The sequence below is a fragment of the Paraburkholderia sp. TE9906 genome, from assembly GCF_056279605.1.
In genome coordinates this window covers 430665-444341 of record NZ_JBWCCT010000003.1, presented here as the reverse complement: position 1 = coordinate 444341, position 13677 = coordinate 430665, and the positions used below count along the sequence as shown (strand labels likewise).

At 65.0% G+C, this 13677-nt stretch carries 17 protein-coding genes and 1 tRNA gene; 7 read left to right on the top strand and 11 right to left on the bottom strand.

Going from position 1 to position 13677, the window contains the following annotated elements; translation table 11 throughout:
* The first annotated feature begins 66 nt into the window (after window positions 1-66).
* Window positions 67-765: a signal peptidase I gene (lepB, locus tag ACZ9H4_RS09825; RefSeq protein WP_408326063.1), complete on the top strand. Its 699-nt coding sequence runs from the start codon at window positions 67-69 to the stop codon at window positions 763-765.
* Between the two features lie 29 nt (window positions 766-794).
* Here lepB and ACZ9H4_RS09820 read toward each other — a convergent pair whose 3' ends face one another.
* The 7 genes from ACZ9H4_RS09820 to ACZ9H4_RS09790 form a co-directional block, all read right to left on the bottom strand.
* On the bottom strand, window positions 795-1454 hold the full coding sequence (locus tag ACZ9H4_RS09820) for an amino acid ABC transporter permease (protein WP_408143043.1): 660 nt from the start codon (window positions 1452-1454) through the stop codon (window positions 795-797).
* A 361-nt stretch (window positions 1455-1815) separates the two neighbouring features.
* Entirely contained in the window at window positions 1816-2610 is a 795-nt protein-coding gene (locus ACZ9H4_RS09815) for a cystine ABC transporter substrate-binding protein (RefSeq protein WP_408143045.1), read from the bottom strand.
* A gap of 171 nt (window positions 2611-2781) precedes the next feature.
* A complete protein-coding gene (locus tag ACZ9H4_RS09810) occupies window positions 2782-3843 on the bottom strand; it encodes a quinone-dependent dihydroorotate dehydrogenase (RefSeq protein WP_476118907.1) in 1062 nt (353 codons plus the stop codon).
* Window positions 3844-3943: 100 nt separating this feature from the next.
* Window positions 3944-4765 (bottom strand): arginyltransferase, encoded by an 822-nt coding sequence (locus ACZ9H4_RS09805; RefSeq protein ID WP_408143049.1) that lies wholly within the window; start codon window positions 4763-4765, stop codon window positions 3944-3946.
* A 107-nt stretch (window positions 4766-4872) separates the two neighbouring features.
* Window positions 4873-5610 (bottom strand): leucyl/phenylalanyl-tRNA--protein transferase, encoded by a 738-nt coding sequence (gene aat, locus ACZ9H4_RS09800; protein WP_476118906.1) that lies wholly within the window; start codon window positions 5608-5610, stop codon window positions 4873-4875.
* A 9-nt stretch (window positions 5611-5619) separates the two neighbouring features.
* The gene (locus tag ACZ9H4_RS09795) at window positions 5620-6165 is read right to left on the bottom strand and encodes an NUDIX hydrolase (RefSeq protein WP_408143053.1); all 546 of its coding nucleotides are present in this window, start codon (window positions 6163-6165) and stop codon (window positions 5620-5622) included.
* Between the two features lie 352 nt (window positions 6166-6517).
* Window positions 6518-6594: transfer RNA gene (locus tag ACZ9H4_RS09790), tRNA-Met, on the bottom strand.
* 273 nt (window positions 6595-6867) lie between these two features.
* On the opposite strand from ACZ9H4_RS09790, the gene ACZ9H4_RS09785 reads away from it, so the two are divergent.
* Window positions 6868-7365, top strand: a complete 498-nt coding sequence (locus tag ACZ9H4_RS09785; protein ID WP_408143055.1) for a heme-degrading domain-containing protein — start codon at window positions 6868-6870, stop codon at window positions 7363-7365.
* A gap of 10 nt (window positions 7366-7375) precedes the next feature.
* Window positions 7376-7708 (top strand): DMT family transporter, encoded by a 333-nt coding sequence (locus tag ACZ9H4_RS09780; RefSeq protein ID WP_476119036.1) that lies wholly within the window; start codon window positions 7376-7378, stop codon window positions 7706-7708.
* Between the two features lie 122 nt (window positions 7709-7830).
* On the opposite strand, the gene ACZ9H4_RS09775 is transcribed toward ACZ9H4_RS09780, so the two are convergent.
* Both ACZ9H4_RS09775 and ACZ9H4_RS09770 read right to left on the bottom strand, forming a co-directional pair.
* Window positions 7831-8223 (bottom strand): hypothetical protein, encoded by a 393-nt coding sequence (locus ACZ9H4_RS09775; protein ID WP_408143057.1) that lies wholly within the window; start codon window positions 8221-8223, stop codon window positions 7831-7833.
* 72 nt (window positions 8224-8295) lie between these two features.
* Window positions 8296-8487: a hypothetical protein gene (locus ACZ9H4_RS09770; RefSeq protein WP_408143059.1), complete on the bottom strand. Its 192-nt coding sequence runs from the start codon at window positions 8485-8487 to the stop codon at window positions 8296-8298.
* 265 nt (window positions 8488-8752) lie between these two features.
* On the opposite strand from ACZ9H4_RS09770, the gene ACZ9H4_RS09765 reads away from it, so the two are divergent.
* On the top strand, window positions 8753-9016 hold the full coding sequence (locus tag ACZ9H4_RS09765) for a hypothetical protein (protein WP_408143061.1): 264 nt from the start codon (window positions 8753-8755) through the stop codon (window positions 9014-9016).
* 200 nt (window positions 9017-9216) lie between these two features.
* The gene (locus ACZ9H4_RS09760) at window positions 9217-9501 is read left to right on the top strand and encodes a DUF1488 family protein (RefSeq protein ID WP_408143237.1); all 285 of its coding nucleotides are present in this window, start codon (window positions 9217-9219) and stop codon (window positions 9499-9501) included.
* 119 nt (window positions 9502-9620) lie between these two features.
* On the opposite strand, the gene ACZ9H4_RS09755 is transcribed toward ACZ9H4_RS09760, so the two are convergent.
* On the bottom strand, window positions 9621-10619 hold the full coding sequence (locus ACZ9H4_RS09755; protein ID WP_408157757.1) for an NAD-dependent epimerase/dehydratase family protein: 999 nt from the start codon (window positions 10617-10619) through the stop codon (window positions 9621-9623).
* A gap of 133 nt (window positions 10620-10752) precedes the next feature.
* Between ACZ9H4_RS09755 and ACZ9H4_RS09750 the strand changes: the two genes are divergently transcribed.
* On the top strand, window positions 10753-11694 hold the full coding sequence (locus ACZ9H4_RS09750) for a TetR/AcrR family transcriptional regulator (RefSeq protein ID WP_476119034.1): 942 nt from the start codon (window positions 10753-10755) through the stop codon (window positions 11692-11694).
* Window positions 11695-11740: 46 nt separating this feature from the next.
* Window positions 11741-12877, top strand: a complete 1137-nt coding sequence (locus tag ACZ9H4_RS09745) for an enoyl-CoA hydratase/isomerase family protein (RefSeq protein ID WP_476118904.1) — start codon at window positions 11741-11743, stop codon at window positions 12875-12877.
* Between the two features lie 207 nt (window positions 12878-13084).
* Here the strand turns inward: ACZ9H4_RS09745 and ACZ9H4_RS09740 are convergent, their stop codons facing one another.
* Entirely contained in the window at window positions 13085-13510 is a 426-nt protein-coding gene (locus tag ACZ9H4_RS09740) for a hypothetical protein (RefSeq protein ID WP_408157753.1), read from the bottom strand.
* Between the last annotated feature and the right edge of the window lie 167 nt (window positions 13511-13677).

The window sequence follows — 13677 nt, the reverse complement described above, 5'->3', positions numbered from 1 at the left end:
ACCCGCCGCTGCGCCACGCTGCGCGCGCGGACGCCGCTTTCGAATTCCTTCCACTGGAGCCTCGCCATGCGCATGCTCGGCAAACTGTGGCGCGACAGCAGGAGCCTCGTCGCGTTTCTCTTCCTGATGGTGCTCTTTCGCAGCGCCGTGGCTGACTGGAACGTCGTGCCGAGCGGCTCGATGCTGCCGACGATCCGCGTGGGTGACCGGATCTTCGTCGACAAGATGGCCTACGATCTGCGCGTGCCGCTCACGCATATCGCGCTCATGCATCTGCACGATCCGCAGCGCGGCGACATCGTCACGATCGATTCGTCGGCCGCGCACGAGTTGATGGTCAAGCGCCTGATCGGCTTGCCCGGCGACAGCGTCGCGATGCGTGAGAACGTGCTGTATGTGAACGGTGTGCGCGCCGATTACCAGCCGCTGAAACTCGCACCGCTGTCGGGCGACGCCGTGTCTCACGGCGATTATCTGACCGAGCGTTTCGACGGCGTCGCGCATACGGTGCGGCTCGCGCCCGACGCGCCGAGCCCGCGCGATTCGTTCGGTCCGGTCATCGTGCCGCCTGGCAAGTATCTGATGCTCGGCGACAATCGCGACGACAGCGCCGACTCGCGTTACTTCGGCTTTTTCCCGCGCACGGAACTGATGGGCCGCACGCGGCGCGTCGCGTTCTCGCTCGATCCGGAGCACTACTACGAGCCGCGCTTCGAGCGCTTCGGCGCACCGCTGGACGCGGCGTCACCGCTCGCCGGCCGGTAGACCGCGCCGGGCGAGCGAGAGCCGGGCGCTCAGTGGCGCGACGGCAGCGCAAGGCGCCGTTCGTACCAGCGCTGCGCCCATTCGAGCACCTGGCACAGCACCCAGTACACCGCGGCGGCGGCGAGATAGAGCGGCAGCGGTTGATAGGTCGACGCGATCATTTCCTGCGCGCTGCGCAGCAGTTCGGTCACGGTGATCACCGACACCAGCGAGGTGTCCTTGATCAGGCTGATCAGACTGTTCGACAGGCTCGGCACCGCAATGCGCAACGCTTGCGGTGCGATCACGTAGCGCAGCGTCTGGCGGCGCGAGAGTCCGAGGCTATACGCGGCCAGCCATTGGCCGCTGGGAATGCCGAGAATCGCGCCGCGCATGCTCTCCGACAGATACGCCGCCACGTTCGCCGACAGCGCGATCACGCCGGCCGGCGTCGGATCGAGCGAAATGCCGAAGCTCGGCAGGCCGTAGTAGATCACGAAGATCTGCACGAGCAGCGGCGTGCCGCGCATCACGCTCACGTAGATGCGCGCGATCCAGTTCAGCAGCCGGTTGTGGCTGATGCCCATCAACGCGAGCATGGCGCCGGCAATCAGGCCGAAGATCATCGACAGAACCGCGAACTTGACCGTCAGGACGGCGCCCTGTGCGAGCACAGGAAGCGATTGGACGAGCAGGGAGGTGGTGGACATGAGCGGTGGTCTGGTTGGCGCACAAAGCGCACATCATAAACTTTTGGCGGGCGATCAGGCGCGGCTGCCGTGGGGGATTTGAATGCGTGGGGCCGCGCGTAGCGAGACAGACGCGGCGGCGCGACCGGGGACGCGGTCCTTCATACGTCTTCACTGTTGCGCTGCGCGGCTCGCTTCATGTGCTGCTTCATGCGCTTCGAGGCGTCACACCACGCAGCAGTGTGCGGGCAATGCATCGGTCCAGCGGCGGCAACTCAGCGGCGATGCTGCCTCGCGCAGCACTCACGCACGGGCGCCATGCCGCAAAAACGCGAAGGGCGGCATCGCCGACGATGCCGCCCTTCGTTTTACACCGCGTGTCTTACTTGATCGGCTTGCTGACGTCGATACCGAACCACTTGTCCGAGATCTTCGCGAACGTGCCGTCCGCTTCGAGTTGGGTCATCGCGTCGGCGATCGCCTTGGCGAACTTCGGGTTGCCCTTCCTGAACGGAATGCCCGACGGATTGCCCGCGCCGACGTTCGCGCCGGTACGCAGCGGCAACTGCGAGTTCTTCAGCAGGTACGCCAGCATCAGACGGTCGTTGAGCGCCGCATCCAGCCGGCCGGCGGCCAGATCGCGCAGATACTCGGGCGCGCCCGGATACGTCTTCACGTCGATACCCGGCACCGCCTTCGCCATGTCCATGTAGTTCGTGCCCAATCCGACGCCGAGCTTTTTGCCCTTCAGGTCTTCGAGCGTTTTGAACTCGCGCGTGTCGTCTTTACGCTGGATCAGCTGCGCGGCCGAGTACGTGTAAGCCGGCGAGAAGTCGAGAGCCTGCTTGCGCGCGTCGGTGATGCCGACCTGGTTGACGATCACGTCGAACTTGCCCGCCTGCAGGCCGGCGATGATGCCGCTCCATTCGGTCGTGACGAATTCCGGCTTCACGCCGAGTTTCGCGGCGACCGCCTTGGCGATGTCGACGTCGTAGCCGACCAGTTCTCCCGACGGCGCTTTCGAGTTGAACGGGGGGAAGGTGCCTTCCAGGCCGATGCGCAGCGTGCCGCGCTGCTTGACCTGATCGAGCAGGTCTTCCGCGTGCGCGGCGACGGCGGTGAACGACGCGCCGATCAGACCGGCGACCAGCAGCTTTTTCAGCAGGCCAAATTTCATTGTGTTCCTTTTTGTACGTCTGGCGTTTTAACGGACGAGAGCTTAACTAAAAGGCTATCGAAACCAAAATATCGTTTGTTTATGTCTATATTACTGGGGCGGCCGAAGGCTGAGGCCGGCTCGGGGCAACGGCCGCCGCGCGTTCGCGGCGGGCGGGTAACCGCAGGTGGCTCAGCGCAGGGCCTGCGCGCATTCTGCCACCAGCGCGGGTCCGCGATAGACGAAGCCGGTATAGAGCTGCACCAGCGACGCGCCGGCCGCCAGCTTCGCGCGTGCATCCTCGCCCGAGAAAATCCCGCCGACGCCGATGATCGGCACCGTCTCGCCGACTTCGGCGCGCAGCTTGCGGATCACTTCGTTCGACGCGTCGAACACCGGCTTGCCCGACAGGCCGCCGGCTTCGTCGCCGTATTGCATGCCGGCGACGGCGGTGCGCGAGAGCGTCGTGTTGGTCGCGATCACGCCTTCGAAGCGGTGGCGCAGGAGGGTGTCGGCAATCGATTTGACCTGTTCGTCGTCGAGGTCCGGCGCGATCTTCAGCGCGAGCGGCACCAGTTTGCCGTGCATGTCGGCGAGGCGCTGCTGTTTGTCCTTGAGCGCCGCGAGCAGGGCGTCGAGTTCGCCCGCGCCTTGCAACTGGCGCAGATTTTTCGTATTCGGCGACGAGATGTTGACCGTCACGTAACTCGCGAACGGGTACACGCGCTCGAGGCAGTACAGGTAGTCGTCGGCGGCGCGCTCGATCGGCGTGTCGGCGTTCTTGCCGATGTTCAGCCCGAGAATGCCGCGATAGCGCGCGGCCTGCACGTTCTTCACGAACTGGTCGACACCCGCGTTGTTAAAGCCCATCCGGTTGATGACCGCGTTTGCCTCTGGCAGACGGAACATGCGCGGGCGCGGGTTGCCCGGCTGCGCGCGCGGCGTCACGGTGCCCACTTCGATGAAGCCGAAGCCGAGCGCGGCCAGTCCGTCGATGCACGCGCCGTCCTTGTCGAGACCCGCCGCGAGCCCGACCGGATTGCGGAACGTGAGCCCCATCACGGTACGCGGCGCGTCCGGCACATGCGGCGCGAGCACGCGGGCAAGGCCGGTGCGGCCGGCGGCGCCGAGCATGCGCAAAGTCAGGTGGTGAGCGTCTTCCGCGTCCATGCGAAAGAGTTGGGCGCGAACAAGCGGGTAGAGGGAACTGAACACGGGACGAAGCCGGGCGGCCGGAAAATGAGAACCCGCCATTTTACCGGGTTTGCGTTTTAATGAGACCGATTGACGAAATCGGCGCCGCCGGTGCACGACTCCAGCGTGGAATCAGCAACGAGGCGAGCGGTGCGTTACGTTATGGCCTGAGCGGTCCGCGCTTGCCGTGAATCGCCGGATCGACCGGCGGCAGATCGATGCTCGCGGGATCGAGCACGCGCCACGCGCCGTCGATCAACCCTTCGAGCGGGCGGAAATTCGCCTTGTAGGCCATCTTCGGACTCTCGCGGATCCAGTAGCCGAGGTACACATACGGCAGCTTCAGGCTGCGCGCCTGTTCGATCTGCCAGTAGATGTTGTAGGTGCCGAAGCTGGTTTGCGTGAGCCCCGGCTCGAAGAAGGTGTACACGGACGAGAGCCCGTCGCCGAGAATGTCGATCATGCTGATCATGCGCAGGATGCCGGGCGCGTCCGGCCGATCCGGCAGCGGCTCGCGGAATTCGACGAGGCGCGAATTGATCCGGCTCTGCAACAGGAACTGCTCGTACTGGTCGCGGCTGTCGCGGTCCATGCCGCCGCCCGCATGCCGTGCCGACTGGTAGCGCATGTAGAGCGCGTAGTGTTCTTCGTCGTAATGGAGCGGCGCGACAGTGGCGACCATCTCGCCGTGCTTCTTCCACACGCGCCGCTGCGTGCGGTTCGGCTCGAACTGCTCGACCGGCACGCGCACCGGCACGCAGGCGCGGCAGCCGTCGCAATACGGCCGGTACGTGAAGACGCCCGAGCGCCGGAAGCCCGCCTTGACGAGGTCGGTATAGACGTCGGAGTTGATCAGGTGACTGGGTGTGGCGACTTGCGAGCGCGCGATGCGGCCATCCAGATAACTGCAGGGATAGGGCGCCGTTGCATAAAACTGCAGCGCTGAAAGCGGAGAAAGAGGCAGCTCGTTGGGATGAGTCACGTTGGCAGCTCGCGAAGCGTCTCTGGTAATGCGAACCCGGCGCCCTGCAGTTTTGTCACCCGCAGCTCGGTGGACGGCGGGTCCGGATTCGGCCTGATTCTTCCTTCCTACGCCACCCGCGTGACGATCTCGAGCAACGCGGTCTTGTCGAAGCGCCAGGGAATGGGCGCTGCGTCGACAGACGCGCGAACGTGCGCGACGAACGCCTTGCGCGCTATCTCGCGACCGCCCAGCGATGCCAGATGCGACGTGTTCTGCTGGCAGTCTATCATTTCTATTTCGTGACGGCGCAAGTGGCCGACCAGCGCGGCCAGCGCGATTTTCGACGCGTCGGTGACCTCCGCGAACATCGATTCGCCGAAGAACATCTTGCCGAACGACACGCCATACAGACCGCCCACGCGCTTGCCTTCGAACCAGCTTTCGATGCTGTGCGCATCGCCCACCCGATGCAGCGACGAATACGCTTCGACCACGTCGGCGGTGATCCATGTGCCGCGCTGTCCGCGTCGCGGCGCGTGCGCGCAGGCGCGCATCACGGCGGCGAAATCATCGTCGACGCGGATTTCCCACGCGTCGTCGCGCAGCACGCGCCTGAGCGTCTTGCGCAGCGAGGGCGACAGTTTGAATTCGGCGGGACGCAGGATCATGCGCGGGTCGGGGCTCCACCACAACACCGGCTGGCCATCCGAATACCACGGGAAGATGCCGCGCCGATAAGCGTCGATCAACCGCGACGGCAACAGATCGCCGCTCGCCGCGAGCAGGCCGGGCGCACCGCTCGTCGCGCCCAGTGCGCGCTCGACGGACGGGAACGGATCGTCAGCTCCGAGCCAGGGAACCATGCGCGCCGCTCAACCTTCGCGCAGCGAGCGGAAGATGTCGCCCGTGTGCAGGCCAAAGCTGCCGGTGGCGCGGTCGGCGAAAAAGAACCGCAGCGTCTGGCCGACGGTGGGGAAGGCGATCTCGTCCCACGGGATCTCGTGTTCCTCGAAGAGCCTGACTTCGAGACTTTCCTCGCCGGCGGCGATATCGAGATCGAGCAGGCGCGCCATGTAGAACAGATGCACCTGATGCACGTGCGGCACGTTCAGCAGGGAGAACAGGCTTTGCACTTCGACACGCGCGCCGGCTTCTTCCTGTGTTTCGCGCGACGCCGCCTCGGCAGTCGTTTCACCCATCTCCATGAAGCCTGCGGGCAGCGTCCAGTAGCCGTAGCGCGGTTCGATCGCGCGGCGGCACAGCAGCACCTTGTCGTCCCAGACCGGGACGGTGCCGACCACGTTGCGCGGATTCTGGTAATGCACCGTGCCGCAACTGACACAGACGAAGCGCTCGCGGTTATCGCCCGGCGGGATGCTCAGACTGACGCCGTGGCCGCAGACAGAACAGAATTTCATAGGAAGGGGACGAGAAGGAGTGATGGGAGTTTATCACTGGGGCGGCGGTTTAATTGGGACGAAGGCTTGTGGCGATGCGGGCGTCGGAATGGCCGGTGCAGCCTGCACCTTTTCGCTTCGGAGTCCGGATGGACAGGCGCGTGACGAGATGGCCATGGTCGCTGGGACGAGTGCCGTGTGGAAATTTGATGTGTAGCGCGTGGAGGATCTGAAGCAGATCGCGCAAAGAGACAGGCGAGGGGAAGGTGCGGGACGCGCAGCGCAGAACCCGGCGACAGCACAAAACAAAAAAGGCCTGCCGGTTGGGCAAGCCTTCAATGTTTTTTCGACGTTTCCAACCGATTGATGCTCTTGGTTGCGGGGGTAGGATTTGAACCTACGACCTTCGGGTTATGAGCCCGACGAGCTGCCAGACTGCTCCACCCCGCGTCCGTCGAAGAAAAGATTATAAGGCAAAGCTTACGCTAGTGCAACAGCTATTTAAGAATCGCCTTCGCTTCGCGCATGGCGTGCCGCCGGGTACCGCACGATATGCCGCTTGCGCGGATCCGAAGTCGCGGCACGCATCGGTCACGTCGCATGCCGCAAAGCCCGTCACGAACGCTGCGCTAGAATCAGGTTCTCTTTGCGCGGCTTGCCAGGCGTTCGCGCCGGACCACGAACGACGGCGAGCGCCTCAACTCCTACCTTGCTCTGAACCCCATGGATATCGCTCACGATCTGCAGGTGATTGCCGCTCAGGAACACGCCCTTGTGTTCCCTCAATTCGATGCCGACCGCGCCTGGCAAATCGGCGCCTATCTGCACGAGGTTGCGAAGGCGCGCGGCATCGCCGCCGCGATCGACGTGCGCACCTTCGGTCAGCCGCTGTTCTTTAGCCTGCTCGGCGGCGCGACGCCGGACAACGTGGATTGGGCGCGCCGCAAGGGCAATACGGTCGCGCATTTTCGCCGCAGCTCGTATGCGATCGGTCTGAAGATGCAACTGGCGGGCAGCACGCTCGCCGACAAGCACGGCTTGCCGAACACGGAATACGCCTCGCACGGCGGCGCGTTTCCGTTGACCGTGGCGGGCGCGGGCGTGATCGGTTCGATCACCGTGTCCGGCCTGCCGCAGCGTGCCGACCACGAACTGGTGGTGGAGGCGCTCTGCGCGCATCTCAGCCACGATTACAGCAAGCTGGCGCTTGCCAAGGTCTGATGCAATGCGGGTGCCTCCCTACGCATTGCTGGGCATCGCGATCGTCGCCGAAGTGGTGGCGACTTCCGCGATGCGAGCCTCGGAAGGCTTCTCGCGGCTGTTGCCGTCGTCGATTGTCGTGCTCGGCTATGGCGTGGCGTTCTATTGCCTGTCGCTGACGCTCCGCACCATTCCCGTCGGCATCGTCTACGCGGTGTGGTCGGGCGCGGGTATCGTGCTGATTACGCTGGTCGCGCTGGTGCTGTATCGCCAGGTGCCCGACGTGCCGGCGATCATCGGGCTCGGGCTGATCGTTGCCGGCGTCGCGGTGTTGAACATCTTCTCGAAGATGCAGGCGCATTGATACGGCCAAGCGGCGCCGCGTTCGCGGGTGATGGGGATCTCGTTCGCCGCATTGCAATGGTCGAAGTCGAGCGTGACGTCGGCGCCCGGGCGTTCAATGGCGCCCGACGTTGTGGATGGCGCTTACTTGCAGCGCACTATCATCGAGCGGTTTTTCACGTTGGCCGATACGACGTTGGTGACGCTGCCGCCCGCGGTGCCGCCTTCGTCGTTATCTTTCGACACGATCTCGTAGCCGGTGGCGCCGCATGCGTTGCCGGCCTGCACGTAGCAGGAGGCCCAGCTGGAAGCGGCGTCGGCGCCGCTGCAATTCACCGCGAAACCGGTCTGGCCGTTCGGCAGGTTGATCAACGAGGTCGTGTTCGACGATGCGCAACCGGCGAGGCCCGCGCCCAGCAGCACGGCGGCGGGCAGGGCGGCCGACAGCGCAGCCCGGCGGACCAGCGCGAGCGCGGTAGTGGATCGGAAGCGGCCGGCGCGGCACGATTGAGTCCGCAGTTGCGTCAAAAAATGCATCGTGATGATTTCCTTTCTGGTGTTCGGGTGGTTCGTGGGCTTGCTGTCGCCACGCGACGTGCGCGCCGACGGCTAGGGCGTCTCGATCGTGATGCCCGCCGCGCCGACCAGCCGGCGGCTTTCAGTGCCGCTTTCGGTGGCCGCGTCTTCCCAGATGCTGATGGCTTTCGGAATGTCGATGTCATGGCTTTCGGCATACGCAAACCACTTGTTCGCCGCATCCGGTTCGGGCAGTTCCTGGTTCTTTAGAAAATATTTTCCCATATTGCGCTCGTCGCCCTCGAAATCGCGTCCTGCAACAGCACGGATCGTGCCGATGTCGAAGTTCGACCCGCCCGGGTCGAACAAGTGCAATGCGCAGCCGGGCCGATACGCATCCGGTAGAACTTATCGGTGCGCGAGGCGCCTTACTTACTGGCTGTTTGCCAGAAGCGCATGCGTGCGACGGGATCTGCGCGGACCTGCGGCGAAACGCAGGCCGACGCGCCGCGCGCGGCGTTCTCCATCAATCGCAACGAGGAGGAAGACTATGGCTGAACGGGTCAGCGGACCTTATCGCGGCTATTACATCAGCGCCGCCGCGCGCTTCGTGCCGGCCACCGATACGCCGGAGGCGGGCGGCACCTATGTCGGCTCGGTGAGTCTCGCCGAACACGGTCCGGACGATCCGCACCGGATGGAAACGCTGCTGGATCTCGGCGGCGAGCAACGCTTCGGCAGCGAGGCGGACGCGCTGGTTTTCGTCGAGCAGGCGGCGCGCGATTATGTCGACCGTCTGTTGGGTGGGCACTGATGGCGGCACGGGATACGGGAAAACTCGCCACCTCGGGCGCGCCCAAAAGTGCACTTGAAAACGCGCCCGAAAACTCAGAACAAAGCCCCGCGGCCCGCTGGACCGCGCTGCGGCCGCGCGAGTACCATAGCGGGGTTGGCGGCGTGCGGCTAGTTCTGGCCGGCGCCGCCTTCCTGCCGGAACCTTCTGATGAGGCGACCATGGAAATTCGGTTTCCCGCGGACGCGCCTGCCTACCGCGGCTCCAATCTGACCGTAGTCTTTCCCGCACTGGTGGACGGCGAGCCGGTGCCGTGCGCGATTTCGGTCGAAGCGCTCGAAGACCACTTCGGCGCCTACACCGAGGACCGCGAAGGCTGGCTGCGCGCGTTCGATGCCGGCCGCCCGCGCATCGAGGCCGTGGCGCGCGAGCACTTGCAGATCAGCAACGGCACGCCCGTTCTGCTCAAGAGCGGCCATTTCCCGCCCGGTAAGGTGGCGGGCTAGTCCGGCTCCTGCTTGCCGCATACGTTCGACACATTCGTGCGAGCGTGCGGCAACGATAAGATCCCATCGACTCCGCGCCAGTTGTGCGGCATCCGCCGCACCAGCGAGGGCTTCGTCATTCAGGGCGTTTTCGCGGCGCTTCGCTGCGTCGGGCCCTGAGCCGATGCGGCGTCGCGGGCGGCTTCGACGCAGCGCCGGATCCCTTCCTCGTACGGGGTTTTGACGATCGGGCCGACCAGCCTCCTCAGCGCGGAATCGTCGAGCACGACCGGCTCGGTCATCAGGTAGTTCATCTCCACCAACTCGCGCATCAGCGGATTGACGAGGCCCAGCACGCGCAGCAGGGTCTTGCCGGCCACCATCAGCTTCGGTGCGCGGCCCGCCAGCGCGTAAGCCTGCCGCGCCACTTCGCGCTGCGTGAGCGTGCCGGTGCCCGCGAGGTGCCACCAGCGTCCATAGGCTTCGGGCGTGCGGGTGAGCGTCTCGACCACGGGCCCGATGTCCGGCAGGTAGATGAATTCGTGCGGCACGTCCAGCGGGCCGATCATCTGCGCGCGCTTGCCGGCGGCGGCGCCCTCGAACACACCGTTCAGCAGGCTGCGCTCGATGCAGGGACCGTAGAAGTCGGGCAGGCGCAGCACCAGCGTCGAGAGGCCGTGCTGCCCGTGCGCCGCCAGCACGAGATTTTCCTGCGCGAGCCGCATCCGGCCTTTGAACGTGTGAGGCTCGCGCGGATGATCCTCGCTGATCGGATTGCCGCGCGCGCGCCCGTACGGATACACCGTGCCGATCAGAATGAAGCGCTCGACGCCCGCCGCCACGACGCCGGCAAGCGTTTTCTCCATCAACGGCGGATGGGCGGCGAACTGGTCGTACGGCACGCCGACCAGGTAGATCACGGCCTGCAAACCGGCGGCCGCCGCGCGAATCGACGCGACGTCGTCGGGATTCCACGTGACGATTTCGGCGTGCGGGTCGTGGCCGAACGCCGCCTCGAGCGGCTCGCGCGAGCGGCCGACCACGCGGTAGTCACGACCCGCCGCGCTCAGCGCCGCCGCGATGATCCGACCGGCCGCACCCGCGGCGCCGAACAAACCCACTTTTCCAGCCTCTTCCATGACGACTCCTCGCAGGCGGCGCCGTATTGCGCTCGCACATTCAGATGACGATTGAAAATTTACTGAACACTGTTCAGTAAACGGTGTTCAGTTTAAATTGACTTTTCAGTTTGTCAATCTGAAAATGGTCGTCATGGGAATCGCCGAACGGAAAAACCGCCAGAAACAGGCGCTGCGCGAACGCATCCTCGATGCCGCGCGGCGCATCGTCATGCGTGAAGGTTTCGCTGCGCTCTCGATGCGCAAGATCGCCGACGCCATCGAATATTCACCCGCCACGCTGTATCTGCATTTCGCGAGCCGCGACGAGATCGCGCATGCGTTGTGCGCGGAGGGCTATGCGCAATTGCTGGAGACCTTCGTGCCGCTCGCGGGGATCGTCGATCCGGCTGAGCGGTTGAAGGCGCTCGGGCGCGCTTACGTTGCGTTCGGCGTCACCCATCGGGAGACGTATCGGCTGATCTTCATGGAGGATCAGAGTTATATGGGAGCGGCGCTGGCCGGCGCCGGGACTTCGGTTGCAGGAAAGGCCAAGGCGCTCGCTGACGACAAAGCCGCGCTCACCGCGACCGACCCGATGGCATCGGCAACGGCGACGACACCGGCTACCGAGGTGAACGACGCAGCCGCCGCCGCAGCCGGCGACGACCCCGGCGCGGCCGCATTGCACCTGACGATGGCGGCGCTCGAGGCACTCAAAGCGGCGGGGCGCCTGCCGGCTTCGACGGATACCGCCGTGTGGGCCGAGGCGTTCTGGGCGACCCTGCACGGAATCGTCGCGCTGAACCTCACGTGCCCGGTGTTTCCAACCGCACCGCTCGATACGGTGGTGGACGTCGCACTCGACGCCTGGCTCGGCGCATCACAAGCGGCACCACACACCGCGCCACCCGCCACACGACGCGCCGCGCCAGCGCGCCGCGTCGCGAGTACCGCCGGCGCGGGCATGCAGACCACATCGTCCGCCGATCGCGGCAGTGCGCCGTCGTCGCCGGCCTCGGGCGGCAAGCCGGCCAAAGCGCCGCCGGGCAAGACCCGCAGTCCGGGCACGAAACGCAAAACCACGGGCACGTGATAACGTTCAGTTCCACTTCACTCAACGCCGTTGCGCCTCGTTCTCCATGTCCATCTCCGCCTCGCCCGCCGTCAGCGACGAAGTCGCGACTTACGTAGCCAACCGCATCGGCTTCATCGAACTGGAAAGGCCGAAGGCGCTCAACGCACTGTCCACCGGCATGATTCGCGCGATCCACGCGGCGCTCGATCAGTGGGGCGACAATCCCGACGTGCTCGCCGTCGTCGTGCGCAGCCAGCACCCCCGCGCGTTCTGCGCGGGCGGCGATGTCCGGTTTCTGTATGAGTCGGCGCAACGCGGCGAGCATGACGCGCGCGACGTGTTCTTCACCGAGGAATACCGTCTCAATCACGCGATCTTCACTTATCCGAAGCCGTACATCGCGTTGATGAATGGCGTCGTGATGGGCGGCGGCATGGGCATCTCGCAAGGCGCGCACCGCACCGGCGGTCTGCGCGTGGTCACCGGCTCGACGAAGATGGCCATGCCCGAAACGCGCATCGGGCTCTTTCCCGATGTCGGCGCGAGCTGGTTTCTGACGCGCACACCGGGCGCGATCGGCCGCTATCTGGCGGTGACCGGCGAAACGATCGGCGCGGCCGATGCGCTCTACGCAGGCCTCGCCGATGTCTATTTCGACGATGCGGCTTTGCCTGCGCTGCTCGACACGCTGCGCAGCGAACTGTTCGAGCGCGGCGCGGACGTGGTTGCATGCATCGAGCGAGCGGCGCTCGCCCTGCAGGTCGAGCCGGCGCCGGAGGCTTCGTCGCTGGCGCGCGTGCGTGCGTTGATCGACCGGCATTTCGCGTTGCCCGATGTCGCGCGGATTCTCGCGTCGCTCGAACAGGAGCGCGCACATGAGGGCGATGCAGCGGAGTGGGCCGAACAGACGATCGGCGTGTTGCGCGAGCGCTCGCCGCTGTCGATGGCCGTGTCGCTGGAAGTGGTGACGCGTGCGGAGGGTTCGATGGCCGATGTGCTGCGCCGCGATCTCGATCTGACGCGTTCGAGCTTTCTCGCGGGCGACGCGCTCGAAGGGATTCGGGCGCGCATCATCGATAAGGACAACGCGCCGCGCTGGCGCTTTGCGCGCATTGAAGACGTGAGTGCCGCCGACGTGGAGAAAATGTTCGAGAGCCCGTGGCCGGCGGACGAACATCCGTTGCGTGATTTGCGCGGTTGAGCAGGGGGCGTGAAGTGAACGGGTTGATGTGGGCATGGTCGCCGGCATAGACCTGCAGCTACGCTGGTGTAAAGCCTGTAAAGCCTGTAAAGCCTGTAAAGCCTGTAAAGCCTGTAAAGCCTGTAAAGCCTGTAAAGCCTGTAAAGCAACAAGGCGAGCCTTCAGCGTGTCAGCGCGTGCACCGCAGCCGACTCACCGCCAGACCCCTCAATCTTCGTCTTCACTCGCCATAAACGCGCGCATGAACACCAGCGCGCCCCAGCCCCACATCGCGTTCGCCGCGAACCCCACCGCGAGGCGCGGCAGCATGTTGCCGCTCGGCCAGATGCCGCGCAGCGGATCGATCACGAACACGCTCGCCGCGGTCAACACGACACCGCCGAACACGAAGGCCGGCACCCACGGCGCACGCCGGTGCGGCGCGACGCGCAGCAGCCACGCCATCAGTACGGCCCAGAACGCGCTCCAGATTGCATTCGCGATGAACTCAGGCAGCCCGAGCGGTAAGAACGGCGCTGTCGAAAAACCGGTCGGGTCGATCATGCCCGCTGCGTGCATCAGCGCCAGCGTCGATTCGTGAAAGAACAGGGATGCCAGAAAACCGGCGACGAACGGCAGGATGAGTTTTTGCATGCATTGCACCGCCAGGGTACGGGTGGCGTCATTCGCGCGGCCGGTACCGGATTATTGGAAACGTGCGCCATTATATATAGGGGCACCCTGTTTTCCGCGTGCATATAGCGCAACACCCGTATGCTTTAACGTCGGGCTAATCACGAAAGTGGAAAACCTAAGCTAAA